Below are 22,600 nucleotides of genomic sequence, written 5' to 3' on the forward strand. Positions count from 1 at the left end.
ATTATGCTGCGCGTCATTGTGCTGCGCGTCGTTAGGTCATTTGCTGCGCGTCATTAGGTCATTTGCTGCGCGTCATTGGGTCATCATGCTTAGCAATGACTTAATGACTAATGACACAAAGTAAATGACGCGCAGCACAATGACGCAAAGCAAATGACCTAATGACCTTTTTCGGTGTAATTTACAATTTCCCTTGCCATGCCGTTAAATATAAAAAGGTGAAACGGCCACATGGCATACCAGTATAGGCGGCCCCACAGGCCGTTGGGCCTAAAGGTAGCTACCTGGCTTAAACTTTGCCTGCCGTGACGTTCAATTATTTTAAACTCAAGCCAGGCTTCGCCCGGTAGTTTCATTTCGGCATATAACAACAGGCGTTTGTTTTCTCGGTCGGCCAGTAAAACGCGCCAGAAATCAATTACATCACCCGGACTTATATTAATATTACTGGTGCGGCCCCTGCGCGAACCAACACCGCCGAAGATCTTATCCAAAAAACCGCGAATGTTCCAGATCCAGTCCCAATAATACCAGCCGCGGTTGCCACCAATAGAAAGCACATTGGTAAACACTTCATTTGCCGGGCGTTCAAAAGGCATTTTTACCTTGTACTCCTGCGTGCCATTTTGCGGTACTTTGATCTGATCCATAAAACCGGGGTTGAGGTAACCCTGGTTAAAAGCGTCCTTCCAACTGGATACTATGGAGTTTTGCTCTATTTTAACAAAAGCCAGCTCAAGGCATTCCTGGTAGGTAAGGCATTGGCGGGGCACTACATGGTCAATACTGTGATCATGCATAATGGTTTCGTTCTTCATGCTGTTCACCAGGCTTTGCGCCAGCGTATAACTTGTTGAAGTAACAAAGTACAGCCAGTATGATGATATTTTGGGCGAGAGAAAGGGAATGGTGACAATATACCTTTTTAACTTGCGCACCTTGGCATAGGTAAGCATCATCTCTTTAAACGAAAGGATATCAGGCCCACCAATATCAAATGTGCGGTTAAAGGCTTTTTCGTTCAGCATTACGCCTTCCAGATAACCCAATACATCGCGAATGCCTATAGGCTGACATTTGGTGTTAACCCATCTGGGCACCGTCATAACAGGTAGCTTTTCGGTGAGGTCGCGAATGATCTCAAACGAAGCACTGCCGGAACCTATGATAATAGCAGCACGCAAAACAGTTAATGCTGCTTTAGCCTCTTTTAATACATCTTCTACATGTCGCCTTGATTCCAGGTGCTGTGAAAGATTATCGTCGTTAGTGATGCCGCTCAAAAATATGATTTGCCTGCACTTTGTTTTATCAAGCGCCAGTGCAAAGTTATGTGCGGAAAGGGCTTCGAGTGCGGCAAAATCCTGCGTTTGTGCCATAGAATGCACCAGGTAATAAGCAGCGTCCAGATCGTCGGGAAAGGCTTCAATTTTTGACTCCTTAAGCAGATCGCCTGTGATGAGCGTAACCTTGCCGCTAAAATCACTATGTTCATGAAAACGGCGTTTATCCCGCACCAGGCAAACCACATCATGGCCTTTCTCCAGTAAAACCGGGATAAGCCGTGTACCTATGTAGCCGTTTGCACCAGCAAGCAAAACCTTCATGCATAGTGAAACAACAAAAAAGTCAGGCTGTTTTACAATCCCAATTTAAATCCAAGGCCATAAAACCTGCGGTTGTCGGTAATGTCTGATTTTTTGTTTTGCCATATGTTGCGGCCATTAGCAAACACTTCAAGGTTTTTAAATTGTTTGGTTTTCAGATTATAGCCAAAGTAGATATTCTGTAACGAAAATGATGATCCCATTGCACTTGGGTTATAAGCTGTATAAGGATTGGCATAGTTACCTTCACCTGTCTTGTATAATATATCGAGGCCTGTAAAAATGCGCTCAATCTCAAGGCGGTTAACCCAGCCGCCTGTCCATACGTTATCGCCCAGTGCAATGTCTCCGGTACCCAGGTTTGAGCGTTGTTTAATATTGGTAGTGTTAAGCCCTGTAATGAAACGGGTTGACGCTTTATTAATAACATTAAAGTTTACGCCAATGCGGTTGCGCTTATATTTTGAATCAGCATATCCTAAAGTGGTTATGGAACCATTAGATCCATAAGGTAAATAATATAATACAGGAATGGTAAGGCCTCCGCGTTCAAAATTGTAATTAACGGATACCAGGGCCGAAAGACTAATATCAGCACCTGCTGTGTAAACATTAAAAGCTTTTAGCATATTGTAGGATGCCGACGGATAATAGTTGATAAGGTAATAGTATTCAGCATTAAGTGGGCTATTAGATGCATTTCCATTGGTAAAATCATTAAGGTGTTCGCCATCGCTCTGCAAAAGCCGGTTTTGTTTTGAATAGGAGCCATATAGTTTTATACCAACAATATTGATACCGGCGAGTGAAGAAACGTTTACAGACGTCGATGCAAAAGGAAAAATCCTTTTAAAGTCGGTATTGTTTGCCCCAATCAGGTCTTTTTTTGAATTCAAAACTGTTACAAAGCCACCTTGAATATCAATACTGTTTTTGAACGCAAGGCTTAACGATGGCGTTAATAAGTAGTCTTTACGTTTATAATAGCTATGATTGGTGGTAGTTGAACTATTGACGAGCTGGTTAATAGTTAGTGGATCGGTGCCGCTATAGGTGGTTGATGTTGTAACATTAGCAATGGAATCGCGTGTATATCGATAGGTGAAATCAACAGCCGGTTCAATACTGAAATTACCGATGGTTTTCTGGTAACTTAAGTTATCCCGAAGCAGTAGAACATTTTTGCGATCAATATTTTTAGAAACGCTGTTGGTTTGCTGAAAATTGTCAGGGCCAACACCTGCGCCTGCTATTTTTGAATTATTATCCTCGGTATAGTTATAATGATTATATGTTGCTGATAAGCTGTTTTGAAGGCCTTTCGCCAGTTGCGAATTTAACCTGATGCCTCCATTAAAGAGATTTTGTTTGGCGTGCTCAGCTATATTTGTCTGGATTTGGTTGTTAGGGTCGCTGGTGTTATACAGGTCGACGTTATCATAATTAAAGCGTGTAATCTGGGGCACGTATGTTGCTGTAGCACTGAGCGTATTATTTGCACCAAGTTTAACATCGGCATAACCATTAAATTTAAACCTATCAAAACCTAATGGTGTTATAATATTAAATTGTTGAGTTGCTGAAATTGGAGAAACATCCCTTAAATATGTAGCAGAAATACCGGCATTAATAACATCTGTATTTTTGTAACCTGATAGGTAATACTGATGGTAAACATTGGTGGGGCTTTTAAGGTCTGTAATATCTGAAGTATTCCGTATACTAACAAGGTTGGTTTGCCCAGCCGCTTCAATGCCCGATTTGCCCGGTTTATTTCGTCTGGTTTTTATCAGCAATATTTGTTGTTGCGGCAAAGCTCCACTTACTTGTGCCGCTGCATTTTGGACCAGTGTTATCTCTTCAATATCATTAATGTTGTAAGCGTTTACATCATTAATAATATTGCCGTCAACCACATATACCAAGTAATTGCTATTGGTATAAATGCCGTAAAACCATACATTAAGTGCGTCGCTTATGTTAGCAAAAGGCTGGCGCTGGAGGTCGGCCCCTTTTATGGTAATACTTTGTGTGAATTTTTTATCAAGCCGTACCCTTCCCAAATCGTAATGAGAAGTATCATTTTGTGAATAGGCTTTTGAAAATGAAAGGCAAGTTGCCAGTGCAATAAGGTAGGTTAATCGTGAATACATGAATAGGTCAAAAATAAATAAGGCCAAATGTATGTCATTTAGCCTTATTTGTAATGATTTAATTTACGCTTTACAGTAATTGACTTTAAATTATAATTACAAGGATGGATTTGGAAATTCTATACAAATTTTCAGAAAATCTTTTTTGACGTAAATTACTTTCCATACTTAAGCTGGCCATTAATTAGATATTTACGCTGTCAACCACAACTACTTTACTGCAAAGCGGTTTAGCGTACTCTTCGGCAAATATTACGTGGGTAGGGTCAACCTGGTAAGCTTCCTGCGCTTCGGGAGTATCAAACAAAATCAGTAATGATACATCATATGAACGGTCAATCACATCGCGGTTAGTATCAGCCGGTACGCCGATATGAATGTCGCGAATGTGCGGAATAGGGAGCAGGATGTTAAGGCCCTCAATCAGTTTATCTTTATCAGCTTTGTTTTTAAGCCAGAAGTGTACGTGATGGACGAATGTGTTTTGAAGTATTGGCATAGAAGTATATTGTTATTAAGTTTTACGTTTAAAAAGTTTTGTGAACTAATTTGAATTAGAAGGTTTATTTAAGATCCCATTTAAATAGGTCTGAAAATTCTGGTGTCCATTCCTCGACGGATCTTTAAGGTCGATCATATCCCCCAACCCGGTATCAAATATTTGCCAGTTATTTTTTAGTGCGAGATCTATCAGCGGATAAATAGCGGATTCTCCATATAAACTGAGCATGATGTTAGTTGAAGGTAGGCCGTCATCAAAATAATCTATTGCAAAATCATCTCCTTTTATTTCACGATGATCGCCATCTTTAATGATAGTTTTAAAATGGGTTTCAAAGGCATGGGTAAAGGATGTAGGAATTAACTGATTCTCATTCACATCAGTCAGATCTGTAATTTTTTGGCTCGAATTAAATAGAACGATATCCCAACTCATGGTAAAGGTAATTTAATGCATACAACCTATATAAATTTTGGATTTTATTGAAAATGCACTAATAGGTTGAAGCGCTTTTAACGCACTGTCAGCACTTGATTTTTTTTCATAGATGCCCCGTACCAGTGCTATTGTCTTGGCTTTTGAGCCTTCTTTATAAAGGTTGAGATATTCAAGACTTAAAAAATCAGAAGCCTCGCGCCGTGGATAATAATCGCCCGCATACATATCATCATCATAATTATCGGGAAGAGCGATAAGGTCTTTAGCCTTATTGTAATGTCTGTCCATCGTATCAATGGGAATCCCAAAAGACTGGTTAAGTTCAAACATTTTATCCCTTAAAGAATAATAATTAACGCCCGTGTCTGCAACTACAACATAGTAGTCTTCATATTGATCGGCCATATCATCGGTTTCGGAACTATCCTGAGCAGTTGCTTTAACGGTGCTTAAAGCTTTATGAGATGCGGGTAAAACTTTAACCTGCTTTATTTGGGCAGAAGCCGTATTTACGATTGATGGCTTTGATTTGCAGGCTGCCAGTAAACAGACTATTATAAGCAGGCAATATATTTTCATACGTGGCTATAGGTATAATCAAATATAGCTGAATTATTTAATCGCTGCTCACTGCAAACTCAAAACTGCTAACCGACTTAATACTCCAGCACCACATGCGGCTTAAAAGTATCTGTTTTTACTTTAGCCTTCAGCTCATGCAAAATATTGTATAAGCCAAAGTTGGTACGGTTTACATAAATAAAGTGCTTTACACCGCGGGCCTGTTTAAACTCGGGCATTTTAGATATGCGCTCACCAAAGCCATAAAGCTGATCAAAAAATTCAGTCTGGCTAAAATCAAAAGTATCGGTGATGTATGGCTGGGCAAACAGGCTGATCATATCTTTATATTGGGTATAATAAAACTCGATCTGCGCCGGGGTATCATCCTTGTGGATCATGTCTAACTGGCGGAATGCCTTAATGGTTTCTTCTTTGTTGTCTAACAAATTGGTTGAGGTAAGGGAAAAGAAGGGATAGTAAAAGTCCTCGGGCATTTCCTTAATACAGCCAAAGTCAATAACGCCCAGTTTACCTTCAGCCGTGATCATGAAATTGCCGGGATGCGGATCGGCGTGTACGGCGCGAAGCTCATGCTGCTGGAAATTATAAAAATCCCATAAAGCCTGACCTATTTGATTGCGTAGCTCCTGCGATGGTTTGGTGGCTAAAAACTCTTTCAGGTGTTTGCCTTCCAGCCAGTCCATGGCAATGATACGCTTGCTGCTGAGCTCCGGGTAATAATTAGGAAAAACAACATTGTCAAGATTGGCACAAGCGTTGGAAAACTCAACAGAGCGGCGAACTTCCAGCTCATAGTCGGTTTCTTCCAGCAGGCGTTCTTCAACCTCTTTCATATAAACATCCAGCTCCTTTTCGCTCATGCCCAGCATCCGGAAAGCGAAGGGTTTAACCAGTTTCAGATCGGATGAAATAGAATCGCCTACACCGGGGTACTGGATCTTTACGGCCAGCTTTTTGCCATTTAACTCGGCCTGGTGAACTTGGCCTATTGATGCGGCGTTGGTTGAGCGGATATTGAACTTGTCATAAATCTGATCAGGGTTTTTACCAAAATATTTCCTGAACGTTTGTACAATAAGCGGCCCTGAAAGCGGCGGCGCATTATATTGCGATTGGGTGAATTTATCAACGTAAGCTTGCGGCAGCAGGTTTTTATCCATGCTGAGCATTTGCGCCACTTTGAGCGCACTACCTTTAAGCTCACTTAATGACTGGTAAATATCGGCCGCATTATCCTCGTTCAGCTCCGATTTATCCAGATCGGGGTTAAACAGTTTTTTGGAGTAATGCTTAATATAATTGCCGCCAATTTTAATGCCTGTTTTTACAAACTTGGCCGACCGCTGTACTTTGGTAGTAGGTATACTATTTTGTTCGGGAGTTGCTCCCGGAGTTTCATCTGTCATAATCTCAAAATCCCATCTTATCTTTTATCCCGCCGTTTTGCACTAAAAACTTACCGTACTCAAAAAGGTTGTCGATAGGCGAACGCTGGAAAAGATCAAAAGTTACATTAATACCCTTTTCAATGGCCTCGTCGGTTTTTTCAAAACCTGCCGAATTATCATTGATCCAAAAATTAAGCACGAAGACGAACTGGATCCATAAGGCATCTTTATACTTTTTTGAAAAATATTTACGGTCGCTCAATTCGGTGCTTTCAATGCCTTCCTTCAGGATCTCATCAGCAAAGCTTTCAAAAATATCTTTTAGCGGACTGAATACTTTTGGTGTTGTAAAACCTTTGGGCTGCTTTTTAATGCTGTAAACTGCAAAGCTGCGGCTGCTTTTCAGCAGTTCAAAAAAGCCATAAAAAAAGGATAAAGCTTTTTCGCGTGCTGTATAGCCTTCCCAAACTTCCTGGGCACGGATCTCGGCCAGCGTTTTATGGGCAAAGCCTGCCCAAATGCCCTGTTCAACAGCCTCAAACGAACCATAAAACTGGTAAAACTCAGCTTCGCTCATTTCATTTTGCTTAGCAAAAATATAAACCGACTTGGGCTGTTCACCTTCGGTCAATACATAATCAATATATGCGTTCTGGATGCTTTCGATAGTTGCCATGTTGATTGGGATTTAGTTTAATAAGTTAAAGTTACGAATAGGCTGTACTTTAGATCCTCTCCAAAAGTAATATTCGACCATTGGACAGCCGGTATTGATCAAATACGGTATCGACTCACCCCCGACATCGCTTCGCTTGTCACCCCTCTCTGCGCAAGCACAAAGAGGGAATGTTATTTTTTCAACCCTCTTTGCGGCGAAGCCGGAGAGAGCGGGGGGTAGCGAAGCGCCGACCGGGTGAGGCCATTATGCGCCACGTTGTTCGCTTTTACAAAAACTGCTCTACCACCTGCTGTAACTGCCGGGCCTGCACTACGCCGCTTTGACGCCATTTACTTTGCCCATTTTGAAAAATCATAAGGGTGGGCACGCTTTGTATACGGTATGCACTGGCCGCCGCAGGGTTTTTATCTATATCTATTTTGATGATCTTTACCTTATCTCCTAACGCTGTTTTTACATCGTGCAGTATAGGCGGCATCATTTTACAAGGCCCGCACCACTCGGCCGAAAAATCGACCAGTACCGGTGTTTCTGATGCTATTATTTCCTGGAAATTTGCCATAAGTCTTTTTAGTTAATGGTTAATAGTTCATGGATCATAGTTCGTAGAAATGGTTCTTCGCAGCAGTGCCTGTTATAATACTACATGCCTGACTATGAACTATCATCCATGAACCATGAACTACTCAAATTTAACCAATAACTTACGTAAAAGTTTAGTGTTTAAATGGCAAAGCATCGGTTATAAAGTATATTTACTTTATGCAAACAAAACTACGTATCTGCCTAATACTGGCGCTCTTTGTACTACCCTTTGCAGGCATGGCACAGGATGCCGTGATACCGCTTTGGCCAAACGGGGCACCGGGTTTTGAAAATCGCCGCAATGAGCCGGAGCAGGCTAAAGATTACTGGGTGAAAAATATTCACAATCCTTCGCTTACTGTTTTTTTACCACCTAAGGATAAAGCCAATGGGGCTGCAGTAGTGGTATGCCCGGGGGGCGGCCACCGGCTGTTGGTATATACTGCCGAAGGGGTTGACCCTGCCAGATACCTTAATAGTTTAGGTGTTACTGTTTTTGTGCTGAAATACCGCTTGGGCAGGGATACACTATCGCCATACAAAATTGACGTGCATGCCAAACAGGATGGTTATCGGGCTATGCGGCTGGTACGCAGCAAAGCAGCAGAATATGGGTTGGATACAAATCGTATCGGGATGATGGGTTTTTCGGCAGGGGGTGAGGTGGTTGATATGGTTGCCTACGGCGAGGGTAAAGCTGATCCGAAAGCAGCAGATCCGATAGACAGGTTAACTGCCCGGCCATCGTTTTTGATCCAGATCTATCCCGGGCCGCTTTATATTCCTGATAAATTACCTTATGACGCGCCGCCTGCGTTTTTATTGGCTGCCGATGATGATGTTTGTTGTTCGCCATCGGTAGTAAAATTATTGCAGCGTTATCGCGAAGCAAAAATACCGGTTGAAGTACATATTTATACCCAGGGCGATCATGGCTTTAATATGGGTAACCGTTCAAAACTGCAAAGCATCAGTACCTGGCCCCAACGTATGGCCGACTGGCTGGCCGATAATAATTACCTGCATCCAGTCGCAGCTAAAAAGATGAAGGTTCATTAAATATTAAATGCGAAAAAATAAAAAGAGAGGCATATGCGTTTGGCTTAACCGCATAGCCTTCTCTTTTAACAATAGCCCCTATTGTACCCCTACGTTCGGGGACTAATGTATCTTGTGGCAGCTTTCAGTTAAGGCTGCGTTTGTTATGCAGATTTTTTGCATTAATTTATTTTTGTACAATTTTCCAACACCTCGGTGCGCCTGTTAAGGGAATAAGTAACATCATTAACAGATTTGTAACTGAGAGTTGTTGTTTTTAGCGATGTTACCAGTACTACCCCCGAAAAATTATCTACTACCAGTACCCCATTCACATTGCTGTTTTGTTCTGTCGATGATGATGTACTGGTGAGCATCAGATTGGTGTACTTATCAGGTTCTGCCGATTGCTGTACCGTATAAGTAGTGTTTACTTTCTCGTTGCCGGGCGATAGGTTGCTTGTCCAGCTGGTGCCTGTTTTTAATGCAGCCGAATTATCGCTAACTAAATCTAAACGCGAACCCCTTGTAAACTGATCCTGTTTAAAGCCTGCAAATAACAGCAGTGTATCGTTAGCATATCGCTCATCCGGATCATTCACGTCAGTTATGATCCCGTTTTTATCAATAGTAAGTGTTACTGATTTGCCAATAAGGCTTTGAAGTGCCATCTGGATGTATGAACTGCTATCGGCAGTTTTATCGGAGTCATATTCCAGTTTTTTATTAAATGCATCCAGCGTGTCGGTAATCTGCTTTGTGGTAACGGTTAAAATAAACCCGGTTTCGGTAACGCCGGTTACTTTGTAGTGCTTTGATATTGAGGATCTTGTATTGATATTAAACGTTTGATTACCCCGCTGTAATACACTTGCCGCACTTATATAAGTTGTTTTATTGTACTCGTCGCCTTGCTTAAGCAAAAGCTCGCGACGTTGAGCATTGCCTGTGCAGGCAATAAACAGCAATAAGGCAGTTAAAGCTGTTTTTGTATTGAACATGTATTTTTTCATACTTAACCTGTTTGTTTGGTACTCACGGTTTTTAAAGAAAGATCAGTAGTTATATACCTGTTAATGACCTGGCATATGGGTAGGTGGCGGCATGTGCGTAGGCGGCGGCATATGGGTTGGTGGCGGCATATGAGTAGGCGGTGGCATGTGCGTTGGTGGTGGCATATGGGTTGGCGGCGGCATATGCGGCCCTGGCCCCGGTGGTGGCGGAGTTAGGGGGATATTAGGCGGCTTAATCGGCGGCACCGGTATAACAGGTTTATAGGGCGGTGGAGGCAGCGGCGGCAATACCGGTGGAGGTATAACCGGTGGCGGCGGTGTGTAAGGCGGAATAGGCGGCGGTACGTTCCAATCGGACTGATTGTTTCTGCTTTGTGCAGATGCCCGTTTAGTGCTTATGACCAAAGTTACGGACACGACTAATGCTGCTATGATTATTTTTTTCATGGCTTTATGTTTTTTATATGAAATAATTATGCTTTACTGAGTATAGAGTTATCGTCGGTTTAAGGAGAGTGGATAACCGACGGAGAACACCATATTTGCCTTATCATTGGTATACCGGGTAAGGTTTGCAAACCCTACCGCTAAGCTTAAAGGTGCCGGGAATGGCCTGATGCCTGCCGAAATGCCGAGGTTCATGCCTGTCCATTCCGCGTTTATATTTACATGCTGGATAAGCTCATAGGATACGCTGCCAAACACAGCTGTGCCATGTTTTCCCCGGCCTGCTGCAATATCTTTGGGGCTTTTTTCATAAAACCTGCCGCTGCCTATACCTACTGTATAACTAAGCCTCGAACAACCGGGAGTTAATGATTTAATGGTTTGTATGGCGTGGCTTACTGCTAAATAAAAGGTTGATCCGGAGGCATCCGATTGCCTTGCGTTGGCAAACATTTGCAATGCGCCTGCCGATATACTTGTTCCGGCAAATAATCTGCGGCTTACAATAAAATTTCCCGAAAAGTCCCTGAACTTGTGTACATCGGTCATATTTAAACTGGCAGCAAAGTTTATTGCTTTTGCCGGGTTACCAACACATGCTCCTACCGAGGTAATCAGATCGGCTTTGTTGTTTCTGTATGCCTCGGGGTAAGTTGCGCCGATACCTCCAAACAAATAAGTGCCATATCCGCCAAAGCCCGATGGTATCAGGATACCGCCTGGGGCATCGCTGGGGTAAAGCTCATTTTGTGCCTGGGTTGTTTGCAGGTTAGTTTGGGGCGTCGGTGCCAAAAAATCGTCCATTTTTTGCGTGAGCTCCTTTTCAAATTGGTTTTGACTATAAGCATTTTGGGTACTCAAACAAAGTGCCGTTATGGCGCAGCACATGAGTATCCATATATTGGTTTTACAGATCATCTTAGTAAACAGGTTAGGTGTCAATGGTTGTGTCAAGCAGATCAATGCTGTTTGGCAGTGATCTAATGTATGCAATTTAGATGCAAAAAAGCAATGGCCAGTTTTTCGTTTTATAGATAAAATGGCAGCTTAATAGCGTGCTAATGGTAACAGCATTTTGAAAGCCCGGTATCTTGTTATTTGCGGGCCCGGCAGCAAGGGTACATGCTTGTGACTTTTCCATTGTGATTTTTGGGTTGTTTTTATATCACAATTTTACGGAGCCGCTATTGGGTGTACAATACCAAGTGGTTTGTATTTTGGTAGTAAAGTGATTTTTTGAAACAGAAGTATGATAAATGCAAATCCCCTCTTTGCAAAGCAGCGAGGGGATTTGCCAGGAGGCATCAATACCACCTAATAAATTAGGTTATCTATTTCTTCTCATCTAATACAACCCACCTGTTCACGGTATTATTTACCCCTTCAATAACAACCTTATAAAATTTAGAAGGCATATTCTTAACGTCAACCAGCGCATGCTCATTGGTAACAGGCACGGTAGCTAATAATTTATATTCGTCGGTTTTGCCTTCTTTAAAGGTATTACCGGCAGATACCCAAATTTTTACATTGCCCTTATTGTCGAGGGCTTTCCAGCTAATATCCAATGAACCTTGAACATAATTAGATGTAGCCTCTGCAACAGAAACAGTGCCAATAAGCGATATGCCGTCCATTTCGCGTTGTTGCGCTTCGGGCACTTTTACGTTCAGAAAGCTGTTGATTGATGGGGTAATGTCAACAATGCCCGGAGTATAATATTTAGCATAATTGTTAAGTGGGCGGTAGCTGGTAACCATCCAGGTTGAACGCTGGCGGGTGCTTTGACCACCATGATCTTTACCGTTTGCTTCACTGCGGCCGTGATCTGTTGTGATGAAGATGAGCCAGTCTTCTTTAAAATGTTGCTTTCTGTATTGTATTGCCGCCCAGATCTTACCAACCTGCGCATCCATTTTTTCAATAGCATCGTAATATTGAGGACTATCGCCGTATTGGTGGCCCATATCGTCTGTATACTCCAGGTAAACCCATGAAAGGTCGGGAGCTTTATCTTTAATGCATGCTGCCGCCGAGGCTGCAACCTGCTCATCTATCAGGTGCATATAATTACCGGCTTTATCATGCGGAAATTTAACGGTATCCAGTTCATAGCCATCGTAAGCATAATCGGGATGGATGTTTCCGGCTTCGGGTAATTTATCACCAATGAGCTTGGTCCGGTTGTCGGTCCAGCTGCTGAATATAGCTGTTTTTTTGTCAGGATAAGCATTTTTAAACATCCTGAACACATTCCAGTAATTGTAATTTGGAGCTTTGATATCATTGCCCCAAACATTGTGTTTGTTAACCCAGGTAGCGGTAAGTAAACTGTTGTAGCCATTGGCCGATATGGTTGGTGTTTGCGAATAGCCGCCTTTTTCGCCGCCAACATGTGCACGTAGGTAGGTGCCTTGTTTGGCTATCAGCTTAAGATTAGGGGTATTTAGCTTTTCAATCACATCGGCGGGAATGCCATCGGCAATAATAAAAACAGCTTTTCGGGTTTGTGCAGCGGCATTCAGCCCGGCAGATAGCAACAGCGCTAAAGTTGCAGTTTTAAGTAGATTTTGCATCGGTGTAAGCAAGTATTTTTTAAAGGACTAAACTACGGCATTTTAAAAGTACAGACGTTAAAAAAATGTTATGCTTTTTATCGGCAATAAATTTATAACAGGCTGTAGCGTAATTCATTTACCGTTCGTAATGATTAATTGTAAACCTAAAACTATGATGCGCAAAATAACCTTACTCGGTCTTGGAATTTTAGCAATAACAGCCTGTAAAAAAGGGGGGAATGGTCCTATCAACAACGGGCCGGGTAAAGATCTGGTGCTTTCGGCAATTGAGCAGCAACAAATTGGGCCTGGTAATGCTTTTACACTTAAACTGTTTAAAGCTAATGTAAACACAGTTACAGACAATCAAAACCTGATTGTTTCTCCGCTAAGCGTGAGCTTTGCCATGGGCATGACCAGCAATGGGGCCAGCGGACAAACGCTCACAGATATCCGTAAAACGATGGATTTTGATGGCTTTACCGAAGACCAGGTAAATGCCTACCATCATAACCTTATCACCAATCTTCCTGATCTTGATCCCAACACAACACTTAAAATAGCCAATTCCATTTGGTATGCTAATAATTTCACCCCGCTGCCCGCATTTATAAAAACCAATACCGATTTTTATAACGCCGAAGTAAAAGCGCTTGATTTTACAGATAAAACAGGATCGACAAATACCATTAACAGCTGGGTAAGCGGACAAACTAATAATAAGATAACCAAAATCATTTACCAGGTTGCTGATGGGGCCCGCATGTACCTTATCAATGCCATTTATTTTAAAAGTAGTTGGAAAAAGCGCTTTGACGCTGCTAAAACTTATAAAGCGCCATTTCACCTGAGCAGCAGCAGCACTGTACAGGCCGATTTTATGACCAATAATGATGTTGATCTTAAAGCTGCTTTTACCGATGATGCCAGCGTGGTTGAGTTGCCTTATAGCAACAGCAAGTACAGTATGGTAATGATCATGCCCGATGCCGATTTGAAAACCTTCGCCCTCGGCCTTGATTCGGCTAAGTGGAATTTGTTGATGAGTAAACTCACCAACGCCAAATCAACTATTACACTGCCTAAGTTTAAATTTAGCTATGGTATCGACTTAAAGGATATCCTGAAATCATTGGGTATGAGCATAGCCTTTAGTGACCAGGCTGATTTTAGCCGGATTAGCGGAAGCGGCCTTACCATAACCGAAGTGAAGCACAAAGCCTATATCGATGTGAATGAGGACGGTACCGAAGCTGCAGCGGTAACATCTGTAGGTGTGGGGCTTACAGCAGCGCCAACAAAAAACATCGTTCTGGATAAGCCATTTATTTTTGCTATCAGGGAAATGAAAACCGGTTTGATATTATTTGCAGGAATAGTTAATGACCCTACAAAGAGCGAATAAAAGTTTTCATTATTATCTCAATACATTTCCACAAATGCCTTCAAAGCCCCTGATTGCGGTACATTTTTACGATAGATGAGTACTGTTGACATAGTGCCCAGTTCTTTGTTGAGCATATGTGTTTTAAGTTTACGGCCCTGGTAATACTGCTCAATAAGTTCGGCTGGAAGAATGCTGATGCCTAAGCCTGCTTCTACCAAGTTGATGATCCCTTCGAGCGAGTTCAGTATGATGCTTTTGTACTGGATAATGCCTTTGGCGTTAAGCCATGCTTCCAGGCGCGCCCGGAAAACGCATCCCTGGTCAAATACAATTATTTTAAGAGGTTGGGCCATAAGTAATTCCTTTAGCTCGGGGCCATGGGCCGGGGCAATGATCACCAGCTGTTCTTCTTTAATATGTAGCTGTTCCAGCTCCGGCGAATTGATGGGGGCTGATACAAAGGCTGCATCCAGTTTATAATTGATCACGTCATTGATGAGGTCGCTGCGCATTTGCGATTTAAACTCCAGGTCAACATCGGGATAAGCTTCTGTAAAACGGTTAAGGATATCGGGGACCTTGAACGCCATAGTGGTTTCAATACATCCTATTTTAAGGTTGCCGCTTACCTGGCTAAACTTTTTAATATCCTTTTTAGCTTCCTGCATTAAGTGGGCAATCTTTTTGCTGTATTGCATCAGCGTTTCGCCCGCGCTTGTCAAGGCCACTTTACGTGATGTGCGGGTGAACAGATCGGCTCCAAATTCTTCTTCCAGGTTTTTTATACGTGCTGTTACGTTTGATTGTACGGTATACATTGCCTCGGCCGCTTTAGTAAAACTTCCGTTAGTTGCTACCGCTTCAAATATTTTGAGATCATTGGTGTTCATAAATCACTATTTATGATTTTTAATATCATTATTAATCGTTTTTAATAATCAAATATCGGTATTAAATTTGAATCATCAAAACACAGCAAATGAAAATTAAAAAACTGATAATAAACGCTTTGGTTGCAATTACCTTTGTTGCAGGAGCTAATGCGCAATCAACCCAAAACTCAACTTTAAAAAATCAAACCATGGAAACCAATCAAATTCATTACCGTAACATTAAAGCCAATGGCTTAAATATTTTTTATCGTGAAGCAGGGCCCAAAGATGCACCTACCATACTGTTGCTGCATGGCTACCCAACTTCGTCGCACATGTTCAGGAACCTGATTCCTGCATTAAGTACAAAATATCATGTATTGGCTCCTGACCTTCCGGGTTTTGGATATTCAGATATGCCTGATCATACTCAATTTAAATATACATTTGATAACCTGGCCAATACCATGCAGGCTTTTATTGACGAGCTTGGCCTTAAACGTTTTGCCATTTATATATTTGATTACGGTGCACCAACCGGTTTAAGGCTGGCTTTGGCTAATCCCGAAAAAATAACCGGCATTATCTCTCAAAATGGCAACGCTTATGAAGAGGGCCTGAGTACCGGCTGGAACCCAATTCAAAAATACTGGAATGATCCGAGCCAGGAAAACAGGGATGCTTTGAGGGACTTCGTAAAAGAAAAGATGACCAAATTTCAATATTTTGAAGGTGTTTCTGATCCGTCATTAATTGCTCCTGAAAGTTATACTCTTGATCAGCAAACCCTTGATCGTCCCGGAAATGTTGAAATTCAGCTCGACCTGATGCTTGATTATCGCACTAATGTAGCCTTATACCCTAAATTTCAGGCTTACTTCAGGGAGTATAAACCAAAATTGTTAGCCGTTTGGGGTAATAAGGATCCGTTCTTTTTACCTGCCGGTGCCGAAGGTTACAAAAGAGATAATCCTAATGCAACTGTTAAGTTTTACAATACAGGTCACTTCGCCCTGGAAACACATGCCAAAGAAATAGGTCAGGATGTGCTTGACTTTTTAGGCGGATTACCTAAGTAAGCCCATAGTTATGCTGAGCAGAGTGATTTGCAAAATCAAGCCTTACGAAGTTTCAAGAACTTTGTAAGGCTTAGCTGTTTTCAAGCTTATCTATTTTGTTTTGTATAACGGCAGTATCGGCAGGTGTTTTTATCAGCGTTAGTGCCTTTTCAAAATTTAGTTTTGCTTGCATATTATCGATGCCGGTATAGAGCTCACCAAGCAGGGTGTAGTAAAACTGGTTGCCGGTGAGCTGTAGCTTTTCGGCTTCAATAATAGCTTCTTCGGGGCTGTTGGCTTTGGCCAGGGCGAAGGTGCGGTTAAGTGCCGCTATGGGCGAGTACGCTATTTGCAGCAGGCGGTTATAAAGCTGGAGAATATTCTCCCATTTTTCTTTGGAATCAGTTTTTTGGGTATGCCAGTAAGCTATACTGGCTTCAAGGTGGTATTTTGATAACCGGGTGCCGGTAGTGGCTTGATTTAAATACCAGGCACCTTTGGCTACGAGCTCCTGGTTCCATAGGTTAGTGTCCTGATCGTTGTATAAGATTAGTCCTCCGTTTGGGTCTGTACGTGCTTCAAAGCGCGATGCATGAAAATACATGAGCGAAAGCAGGGCGTTAACCGGCGGCTTGTTGGTGCTTTCGTTTTCAATAAGCATATGGCAAAGCCTCATGGCTTCAAAGCAAAGGTCTTTACGTAAAACCTGGTTTTGACTTACAGAATAATAACCTTCGCTAAACAGCAGGTATATGGTGGTGATCACGTTTTCAAGCCGGTTGTCAATTTCTGCGGGGCCCGGCATCTCAATTTTTATTTTCTCGTTCCGGATCTTTTCTTTGGCCCTAAACAGGCGTTTGTTGATGGTTTCTTTGCTGGTAAGAAAAGCTTCGGCCACTTCATCGATCCCGAAACCACAAAGTATGCGTAACGAGAGACCGATCTGTGCCTCGGGCGGGATGGCAGGGTGACAGATAGCAAACATCATTTGCAATTGACTGTCGGTAATGTTTTGAGGTGAGAGGTCGATATCCTGTTCATAAGCATCTTCAGTTTTTATTTCCGGGGATACTTTGCTTTCAAAAATGGTGTTGCGCTGCAGGTGGTTTTTCGCCTTGTTTTTTGCTACGTTATAAAGCCAGGCGGTTGGGTTGGGTGGAATGCCTTTATAACTCCAGGCCTGGGCAGCCGTGAGGAAGGTATCACTGGCAATATCTTCTGCAATTTCCATCTGGTCAAACCCAAAGCGGCGGCACAGTACCGATACTATTTTACGGTACTCGGTGCGGAATAAATGGGGGATGAGTTCGGGATTTTGCATGGAGGGGTAAACAAAAGGCTTATAGTAAGAGTAACATCTCCACCACGTCATTATAAGGCACGAAGCAATCCCCTACTTACAGAGAAACCTGCATAGCTGATTTGCTTATCGGGGATTGCTTCGTGCCTCGCAATGACGGTGGGGGGATAGTGCTTTATGTTTTTATAAAAATTTAATGCACTCCATCATTCTTAGCAATTTTTCGCACCTCAACGGTATTGCCCGGCCCTTGTAATACAGGGCAGCCTTTGGCAAATTCAACGGCTTCTTCAACCGAATCGGCCTTTACCGTAACAAAACCACCAATGGTTTCTTTGATATCGCCGAAAGGGCCGTTGGTAACTACGCCGCCGTGACCTACAATTTTAGCATCGGCAAAAGGCAGACCGGTGCCGCTCACAAACTTATTTTGGGCAGCTATACCGCCAATCCAGTCCATAGTTTGTTTCATCCAGATCTGGATTTGTTCGGGAGATGCTATCTTATTACCATCCTCGTGCCTGAAAATTAAAACGAATTCGTCCATCTTTTTAAATTTTAAAGGTTAATAAATATATGAATTACACCTCTATATCAAATGAGATTGACGGAATAGGACAAGGGGGGTATTTATTTCGGACTTTTTTCTGAACCCGGATTTTTAGGATTTGCAGGATTACAGGATTTTTTCTGAACCTGAATTTTTTGAATTAAGGAATGGACAAAATTACGAAATCCTATAAATTCTTTAATTCGATGAATTCGGGTTCAAAAAATTTAGAAGGCGCAATTATGGAAGATCACAACCTAATCTCCAATCACTAACCTCTAATCTCTAAATCAAGCCATCGCAAACTCGGGCTTAACTTCGCTCAGGTGTTTGTTATACCAGTTGGTGCTGTTATGGGGAGCGTTAATTTCGTAGATCTCAGGTTTCAGTTTCAATAAATTAATAATATCCTGGCATGAAAAACGATTACAAACCGGGTATAATTCTTTAAATACACGCTCGATGAAATAAAAATCTTCAGGATGGTCAAGTGCGAAACGGTGCGACATGGAGTAATCCAATCCTGTTTCTAACGTTACATTGCCTATGTTAAAAATAAGCGGGTTTTCGTATATATATGGTGAAGTATGCTCCAGATCATACGGGCGGCCGGCATTTTCCCAGGCTTGTTTCAGGCAGGCCATGGTCATCACCTCAACATCGTTACCATCGGGGTAGGTGGCCGGGTACAGGTTGCTTACATAATCATATTTTTGCCTGTAGCTGAAAAAATATTCCAGTACTTTATCAATGATCCGCGGATCGATCAGCGGGCAGTCGGCCGGGATTTTTACAACTACATCGGCATTGAAAAACTTAGCTGCCTGGTAATGCCTGTCGAGCAGGTTGCCCAAACTGCCTCGATAACATGAAATGTTAAGGTTTTCGGCCTCCTGAGCTATAACATCATCTTCATTGCCTTCTGTGGTTGCAATAACGATGGTAGCCTGATGCTGGATCATGCCTAACCTTTCAACCATGCGGGCCAACAAAGTTTTACCCTGTATTGGCAGCATTACCTTACCATATAAACTACTTGATGCCATGCGGGCCGGCACTATGATCACTACACGCTCATCCATCTTTTCCGGAAATTTGAGGTTTACTTTAAAAACATTAACGGGTTAAATGTATAATGGCAAGGTTTAAATATGGCGAAGTTTATATTATGAAATTGTTAATCAGTACATGTTTAAAAAAAATAAAACCCGGGCAAGCGCGCCGGGTTTTACAACATAGGTATAGGTTATTTAATAATAGAAAACATTGGTTTGAATACCTGCACTTAATTTTTTATCATCGGTGGCTGTTGCAATGCCCTGTAACCAAATAGTATATACCGAACCTGCACGAAGGTTAACATTAGTGAGACTGGCCAATACTGTAGTAGTACCTTTTTGGCGAATGTTGAGTGTATAAGTGGTGCCGCCTTTAATGGTTACAAAATCCGACACTTGTTTATAAGCTTTGTTTGATGCCAGCACACTATCTTTTGAAGTGACAAGGTCAACCGCGCCTGTACCGGCACTTAAGTTTGCCAGGCGGATACTGGCCATCCCTGCAGCCGGCTGAACAATGGAGTCGGCTACAAAAATCACGTCACGTTTGCCTGTTGTGTTGGCCAGGTATACCGAATAAAGTTTTTTAGCTGTAAGGTCGATGGTATCCGCTGCAACTTTTTGCTTTGTGCCCGAAACATAAAAAGTAGCCGTTCTTTTACCGGGGTACGCATTAACGTAATCTATACCATGACCGTAGCGGATTGGGAAGGTGTTAGCCCTGTTTGGCTCAAGATAAAAATCAACCGGATCAGAATCGGGAGAGGCATTGATAACAGAAACGAGCGCCACCTCCGGCTGCACGTAATTGTTATGGTCTTTTAGGCATGAGCTAAGTGAAGCTGCCAGCAAACACATCATCCCGATAATGCCTGCCCGCCTTGTTAATTTTTGCTGAACTGTTTTCATAAACTAAAATATTGGTGTAAACTGATATTTTAACTTTACGTAATCAGCAGGCATTACGCTACTTTGGGTTTCAAATTTTAACCCAGGTGTTATTTAGCATAAATACGTTTGGGCTTGGGTTTTATTATATAAACTACACGGGTTTCGATTGTAAAAAAATAGCGGATACTTCAATATCCGCTATTACAGTTTGGGCATGGTTATACTATGGGTATCGTGCCCCCGTCAATAGTAAATTTGCCGCCGTTTAAATAAGCGGCCCTGTCTGATACCAGGAAAGCTACCAGCTCGGCAACCTCTTCAGGTTCGGCAGGGCGGCCCATAGGGATGCCCCCCAACGAATCCATAATGGTTTTGAGTGCGGCTTCCTTATCGCCACCGTTTTGTGAAGCAAGATTATCGATCATACCCTGCGCACCACCGGTATTGATAAAGCCAGGTGCTACAGTGTTAACACGCACACCTTTTGGGGCAAGTTCTTTAGAGATACCTTTGCTGTAATTGCTCAATGCAGCTTTTGCCGCTGCATAAGGTAGCGTAGCTTCAAAAAGCGGCATTTTACGTTGGATAGATGAAATATGCAATATTACGCCCTGCCTTTGATTAAGCATGGCTGGCAATAATCCCTTATCTAAACGTACGGCCGCCATTAGGTTGGTTTGTAGTGCCGCTTCCCAATCTTCATCACTTAGCGCCATAACACCTCCGGCAGGTGATTCTGAACCGCCAAGGTTATTGATCAGGATATCGATGCCTCCTAACCTTTCAAGTGTTTCTTTTACTACTTTGTCGGTACCGGCTTTGGTACTCAAGTTGGCCTGGATAAAATTTTCGGGATGGATATCTTCAGGCTGCGTGCGGGCTGTAGTTACAATACTGGCGCCGCCCTTATGCAAACGTTCAAAAATGGCTTTACCTGCGCCTTTGGTACCGGCGGTTACGAGGATCTTTTTGCCTTTAAATTCGTTTGGGTCGATATTGAAATTTGCTTTTGCAATCATTTTACTTCTGTTTTTGTTTATTTGATCATACAAAGTTCAGGAAGTATCATAGCCAGGTCAAGTACGGAAAAACGATTCAATACGGATAAATTTTTCCCTGTAGCTTTGCTTGAAGTGTCAAAACAGATAAATTATGTACGAAAGGAAATTACCCATACAACAGGAATGCGGGCTTGACCTGATACGTGAAGTGGTATTTGGCAAGTGGAAAATCCATTTGTTATATTTTATATCACAGGGCATCAGCAGGCCGGGGCAGCTGCAAAAAAATATTCCGGAGGCAACGCGAAGGGTTTTAAATATCCAGCTTAAACAATTGGAAGATGACGAGCTGGTTGCTAAAACTGTTTATGACCAGCAACCGCCTAAAGTGGAATATTATTTAACTGACCTCGGGAAATCGGTAGTGCCTATCATTAATGAGCTTGGGCAATGGGGCGATGCACACAGCGAACATTTGCGAAGGGTGATCAGCAAAAGGTTGGTGTTGCCAGAGGCATAAAAAAAAGAGAATGCCTGTTATTATCGTAAACAACAGGCATTCTCTTTTAATGCGATTGGTATTATCCTTATTTATACTTTTTTAAAGCCCATGATCTTGAAGTTGCTCACCAAAACTTTCGATCCGTTTTTGTACTGCATCGGGGCGCTGATGTAAAGGTTTTTGGCTGTAGTCGGCATAAAAGCCATCGTATCGGCCAGTTTGGTTTGATCAAGGTAAACTACCATACGGTCGCCATCAACTACCAGCGACACGTGCATTTTTCGGTTGGTGAATGTGGTGAGGTCAAATGTGCTGTTAAGGTATTTACTCAGGAACTCGCTATTTATCGATACATCGTTATTGTTATAGTACTTAAGTTCAACATAAGCGCCTCCGCTGCTAATGTAATCGCGCACGCTGTTATCTGTTACAAAACCAAAAATTACGGGGTAGATATCACTTATTTTATCGGCTGCGGCAAGTATGTCAAATTCAACAGTAAAATGTTTAGGGTAAAAAAGCTGTTTGGTGAATTTGTAAGTGGCATTATCAGCAAGGGCCATCCATTTACCGCTTTCGCCGCCAACTGAAACTACTGTGGCCGATCCGTTGGTTTTAAATGTTTTGGCCGATGAGCCAACCGCGATCCCCGAAAAGTCTTCGGCAAATAATACAGTATCTCCCGAAACAAAATCAAACCCCGAATTGATAATTACCTTATTACTTTTAGGCGTTTCGGAGCCTGATGATGCCGTAGAAGATGATGACGAGGTTTTTTTGTCAAAAGCATCACTTGCTTTTTGAGCTGCTTTATCTTTTGCTTTTTGCAGTAAGCTGCCGAATTGCGCATTGGCGTTAAACCCTGCAATTAAACCGGCTGTTGTTAACAGGCTAAACAGTAGTTTTTTGTACTTCATAATAGATATAGTGTTTAAGTTTCAACTGCAATAAACAAAAAATATCATCAACTGTTTGTTAAGTTTATTCA

Annotated in this window: 24 protein-coding genes; 4 read left to right on the top strand and 20 right to left on the bottom strand. The window is 42.2% G+C overall.

Annotated elements, in window-relative coordinates; all coding sequences use genetic code 11:
- Positions 1–158: 158 nt before the first annotated feature.
- The 8 genes from MTO98_RS04070 to trxA form a co-directional block, all read right to left on the bottom strand.
- Entirely contained in the window at positions 159–1,607 is a 1,449-nt protein-coding gene (locus tag MTO98_RS04070) for an SDR family oxidoreductase (protein WP_243485352.1), read from the bottom strand.
- Positions 1,608–1,639: 32 nt separating this feature from the next.
- Positions 1,640–3,760 (bottom strand): hypothetical protein, encoded by a 2,121-nt coding sequence (locus MTO98_RS04075; RefSeq protein WP_243485353.1) that lies wholly within the window; start codon positions 3,758–3,760, stop codon positions 1,640–1,642.
- A 184-nt stretch (positions 3,761–3,944) separates the two neighbouring features.
- Positions 3,945–4,259, bottom strand: a complete 315-nt coding sequence (locus MTO98_RS04080; protein WP_243485354.1) for a Dabb family protein — start codon at positions 4,257–4,259, stop codon at positions 3,945–3,947.
- Between the two features lie 45 nt (positions 4,260–4,304).
- A complete protein-coding gene (locus tag MTO98_RS04085) occupies positions 4,305–4,697 on the bottom strand; it encodes a hypothetical protein (protein WP_243485355.1) in 393 nt (130 codons plus the stop codon).
- 12 nt (positions 4,698–4,709) lie between these two features.
- Entirely contained in the window at positions 4,710–5,279 is a 570-nt protein-coding gene (locus MTO98_RS04090; protein WP_243485356.1) for a hypothetical protein, read from the bottom strand.
- Between the two features lie 77 nt (positions 5,280–5,356).
- The gene (locus MTO98_RS04095) at positions 5,357–6,691 is read right to left on the bottom strand and encodes an AarF/ABC1/UbiB kinase family protein (protein WP_243485357.1); all 1,335 of its coding nucleotides are present in this window, start codon (positions 6,689–6,691) and stop codon (positions 5,357–5,359) included.
- Positions 6,692–6,695: 4 nt separating this feature from the next.
- A complete protein-coding gene (locus MTO98_RS04100) occupies positions 6,696–7,349 on the bottom strand; it encodes a TetR family transcriptional regulator C-terminal domain-containing protein (RefSeq protein WP_243485358.1) in 654 nt (217 codons plus the stop codon).
- Positions 7,350–7,617: 268 nt separating this feature from the next.
- The gene (gene trxA / locus MTO98_RS04105; protein ID WP_243485359.1) at positions 7,618–7,914 is read right to left on the bottom strand and encodes a thioredoxin; all 297 of its coding nucleotides are present in this window, start codon (positions 7,912–7,914) and stop codon (positions 7,618–7,620) included.
- A 200-nt stretch (positions 7,915–8,114) separates the two neighbouring features.
- On the opposite strand from trxA, the gene MTO98_RS04110 reads away from it, so the two are divergent.
- Positions 8,115–8,996 (top strand): alpha/beta hydrolase, encoded by an 882-nt coding sequence (locus tag MTO98_RS04110; RefSeq protein ID WP_243485360.1) that lies wholly within the window; start codon positions 8,115–8,117, stop codon positions 8,994–8,996.
- Positions 8,997–9,157: 161 nt separating this feature from the next.
- Here the strand turns inward: MTO98_RS04110 and MTO98_RS04115 are convergent, their stop codons facing one another.
- From MTO98_RS04115 to MTO98_RS04135, 5 genes are all read right to left on the bottom strand, one after another.
- Complete coding sequence (locus MTO98_RS04115; RefSeq protein WP_243485361.1) at positions 9,158–9,988, bottom strand: DUF6263 family protein; 831 nt, start codon at positions 9,986–9,988, stop codon at positions 9,158–9,160.
- Positions 9,989–10,048: 60 nt separating this feature from the next.
- Complete coding sequence (locus MTO98_RS04120) at positions 10,049–10,435, bottom strand: hypothetical protein (protein WP_243485362.1); 387 nt, start codon at positions 10,433–10,435, stop codon at positions 10,049–10,051.
- Positions 10,436–10,483: 48 nt separating this feature from the next.
- Positions 10,484–11,353 carry a hypothetical protein gene (locus MTO98_RS04125; protein ID WP_243485363.1) on the bottom strand — a complete coding sequence of 290 codons (870 nt, stop codon included), beginning with the start codon at positions 11,351–11,353 and terminating at the stop codon, positions 10,484–10,486.
- Positions 11,354–11,429: 76 nt separating this feature from the next.
- The gene (locus MTO98_RS04130; protein ID WP_243485364.1) at positions 11,430–11,576 is read right to left on the bottom strand and encodes a hypothetical protein; all 147 of its coding nucleotides are present in this window, start codon (positions 11,574–11,576) and stop codon (positions 11,430–11,432) included.
- Between the two features lie 190 nt (positions 11,577–11,766).
- The gene (locus tag MTO98_RS04135) at positions 11,767–13,011 is read right to left on the bottom strand and encodes an alkaline phosphatase family protein (RefSeq protein WP_243485365.1); all 1,245 of its coding nucleotides are present in this window, start codon (positions 13,009–13,011) and stop codon (positions 11,767–11,769) included.
- A gap of 154 nt (positions 13,012–13,165) precedes the next feature.
- Between MTO98_RS04135 and MTO98_RS04140 the strand changes: the two genes are divergently transcribed.
- A complete protein-coding gene (locus MTO98_RS04140) occupies positions 13,166–14,398 on the top strand; it encodes a serpin family protein (protein WP_243485366.1) in 1,233 nt (410 codons plus the stop codon).
- A 17-nt stretch (positions 14,399–14,415) separates the two neighbouring features.
- Here the strand turns inward: MTO98_RS04140 and MTO98_RS04145 are convergent, their stop codons facing one another.
- Positions 14,416–15,270, bottom strand: coding sequence for a LysR family transcriptional regulator (locus MTO98_RS04145; protein ID WP_243485367.1), 855 nt, complete (start codon positions 15,268–15,270; stop codon positions 14,416–14,418).
- Positions 15,271–15,359: 89 nt separating this feature from the next.
- Here MTO98_RS04145 and MTO98_RS04150 point away from each other — a divergent pair, with 89 nt between their 5' ends.
- The gene (locus tag MTO98_RS04150; protein ID WP_243485368.1) at positions 15,360–16,331 is read left to right on the top strand and encodes an alpha/beta fold hydrolase; all 972 of its coding nucleotides are present in this window, start codon (positions 15,360–15,362) and stop codon (positions 16,329–16,331) included.
- A 70-nt stretch (positions 16,332–16,401) separates the two neighbouring features.
- On the opposite strand, the gene MTO98_RS04155 is transcribed toward MTO98_RS04150, so the two are convergent.
- The 5 genes from MTO98_RS04155 to MTO98_RS04175 form a co-directional block, all read right to left on the bottom strand.
- Positions 16,402–17,631: an RNA polymerase sigma factor gene (locus MTO98_RS04155; RefSeq protein WP_243485369.1), complete on the bottom strand. Its 1,230-nt coding sequence runs from the start codon at positions 17,629–17,631 to the stop codon at positions 16,402–16,404.
- A 172-nt stretch (positions 17,632–17,803) separates the two neighbouring features.
- Positions 17,804–18,157 (bottom strand): YciI family protein, encoded by a 354-nt coding sequence (locus MTO98_RS04160; RefSeq protein WP_243485370.1) that lies wholly within the window; start codon positions 18,155–18,157, stop codon positions 17,804–17,806.
- A gap of 293 nt (positions 18,158–18,450) precedes the next feature.
- Positions 18,451–19,242, bottom strand: a complete 792-nt coding sequence (locus tag MTO98_RS04165; protein WP_243485371.1) for a cytidylyltransferase domain-containing protein — start codon at positions 19,240–19,242, stop codon at positions 18,451–18,453.
- Positions 19,243–19,410: 168 nt separating this feature from the next.
- Entirely contained in the window at positions 19,411–20,127 is a 717-nt protein-coding gene (locus tag MTO98_RS04170) for a DUF4397 domain-containing protein (RefSeq protein ID WP_243485372.1), read from the bottom strand.
- Positions 20,128–20,327: 200 nt separating this feature from the next.
- Positions 20,328–21,128 carry an SDR family oxidoreductase gene (locus tag MTO98_RS04175; protein WP_243485373.1) on the bottom strand — a complete coding sequence of 267 codons (801 nt, stop codon included), beginning with the start codon at positions 21,126–21,128 and terminating at the stop codon, positions 20,328–20,330.
- Between the two features lie 133 nt (positions 21,129–21,261).
- Between MTO98_RS04175 and MTO98_RS04180 the strand changes: the two genes are divergently transcribed.
- Positions 21,262–21,630 (top strand): helix-turn-helix domain-containing protein, encoded by a 369-nt coding sequence (locus tag MTO98_RS04180; protein WP_243485374.1) that lies wholly within the window; start codon positions 21,262–21,264, stop codon positions 21,628–21,630.
- A 71-nt stretch (positions 21,631–21,701) separates the two neighbouring features.
- Here the strand turns inward: MTO98_RS04180 and MTO98_RS04185 are convergent, their stop codons facing one another.
- The gene (locus MTO98_RS04185) at positions 21,702–22,529 is read right to left on the bottom strand and encodes a hypothetical protein (protein WP_243485375.1); all 828 of its coding nucleotides are present in this window, start codon (positions 22,527–22,529) and stop codon (positions 21,702–21,704) included.
- Positions 22,530–22,600 lie beyond the last annotated feature (71 nt).

The organism is Mucilaginibacter sp. SMC90 (assembly GCF_022811725.1).
In the GTDB taxonomy this organism is placed as follows: Bacteria; Bacteroidota; Bacteroidia; order Sphingobacteriales; family Sphingobacteriaceae; genus Mucilaginibacter.

Coding starts and splice junctions, on each gene's coding strand:
- MTO98_RS04120 (WP_243485362.1), bottom strand. CDS start 10,435: ATGAAAAAAATAATCATAGCAGCATTAGTCGTGTCCGTAACTTTGGTC.
- trxA (WP_243485359.1), bottom strand. CDS start 7,914: ATGGCAAATTTCCAGGAAATAATAGCATCAGAAACACCGGTACTGGTC.
- MTO98_RS04140 (WP_243485366.1), top strand. CDS start 13,166: ATGATGCGCAAAATAACCTTACTCGGTCTTGGAATTTTAGCAATAACA.
- MTO98_RS04180 (WP_243485374.1), top strand. CDS start 21,262: ATGTACGAAAGGAAATTACCCATACAACAGGAATGCGGGCTTGACCTG.
- MTO98_RS04100 (WP_243485358.1), bottom strand. CDS start 7,349: ATGGCAACTATCGAAAGCATCCAGAACGCATATATTGATTATGTATTG.
- MTO98_RS04150 (WP_243485368.1), top strand. CDS start 15,360: ATGAAAATTAAAAAACTGATAATAAACGCTTTGGTTGCAATTACCTTT.
- MTO98_RS04095 (WP_243485357.1), bottom strand. CDS start 6,691: ATGACAGATGAAACTCCGGGAGCAACTCCCGAACAAAATAGTATACCT.
- MTO98_RS04085 (WP_243485355.1), bottom strand. CDS start 4,697: ATGAGTTGGGATATCGTTCTATTTAATTCGAGCCAAAAAATTACAGAT.
- MTO98_RS04075 (WP_243485353.1), bottom strand. CDS start 3,760: ATGTATTCACGATTAACCTACCTTATTGCACTGGCAACTTGCCTTTCA.
- MTO98_RS04165 (WP_243485371.1), bottom strand. CDS start 19,242: ATGGATGAGCGTGTAGTGATCATAGTGCCGGCCCGCATGGCATCAAGT.
- MTO98_RS04125 (WP_243485363.1), bottom strand. CDS start 11,353: ATGATCTGTAAAACCAATATATGGATACTCATGTGCTGCGCCATAACG.
- MTO98_RS04160 (WP_243485370.1), bottom strand. CDS start 18,157: ATGGACGAATTCGTTTTAATTTTCAGGCACGAGGATGGTAATAAGATA.
- MTO98_RS04090 (WP_243485356.1), bottom strand. CDS start 5,279: ATGAAAATATATTGCCTGCTTATAATAGTCTGTTTACTGGCAGCCTGC.
- MTO98_RS04115 (WP_243485361.1), bottom strand. CDS start 9,988: ATGAAAAAATACATGTTCAATACAAAAACAGCTTTAACTGCCTTATTG.
- MTO98_RS04135 (WP_243485365.1), bottom strand. CDS start 13,011: ATGCAAAATCTACTTAAAACTGCAACTTTAGCGCTGTTGCTATCTGCC.
- MTO98_RS04110 (WP_243485360.1), top strand. CDS start 8,115: ATGCAAACAAAACTACGTATCTGCCTAATACTGGCGCTCTTTGTACTA.
- MTO98_RS04130 (WP_243485364.1), bottom strand. CDS start 11,576: ATGGAAAAGTCACAAGCATGTACCCTTGCTGCCGGGCCCGCAAATAAC.
- MTO98_RS04080 (WP_243485354.1), bottom strand. CDS start 4,259: ATGCCAATACTTCAAAACACATTCGTCCATCACGTACACTTCTGGCTT.
- MTO98_RS04070 (WP_243485352.1), bottom strand. CDS start 1,607: ATGAAGGTTTTGCTTGCTGGTGCAAACGGCTACATAGGTACACGGCTT.
- MTO98_RS04185 (WP_243485375.1), bottom strand. CDS start 22,529: ATGAAGTACAAAAAACTACTGTTTAGCCTGTTAACAACAGCCGGTTTA.
- MTO98_RS04170 (WP_243485372.1), bottom strand. CDS start 20,127: ATGAAAACAGTTCAGCAAAAATTAACAAGGCGGGCAGGCATTATCGGG.
- MTO98_RS04155 (WP_243485369.1), bottom strand. CDS start 17,631: ATGCAAAATCCCGAACTCATCCCCCATTTATTCCGCACCGAGTACCGT.
- MTO98_RS04175 (WP_243485373.1), bottom strand. CDS start 21,128: ATGATTGCAAAAGCAAATTTCAATATCGACCCAAACGAATTTAAAGGC.
- MTO98_RS04145 (WP_243485367.1), bottom strand. CDS start 15,270: ATGAACACCAATGATCTCAAAATATTTGAAGCGGTAGCAACTAACGGA.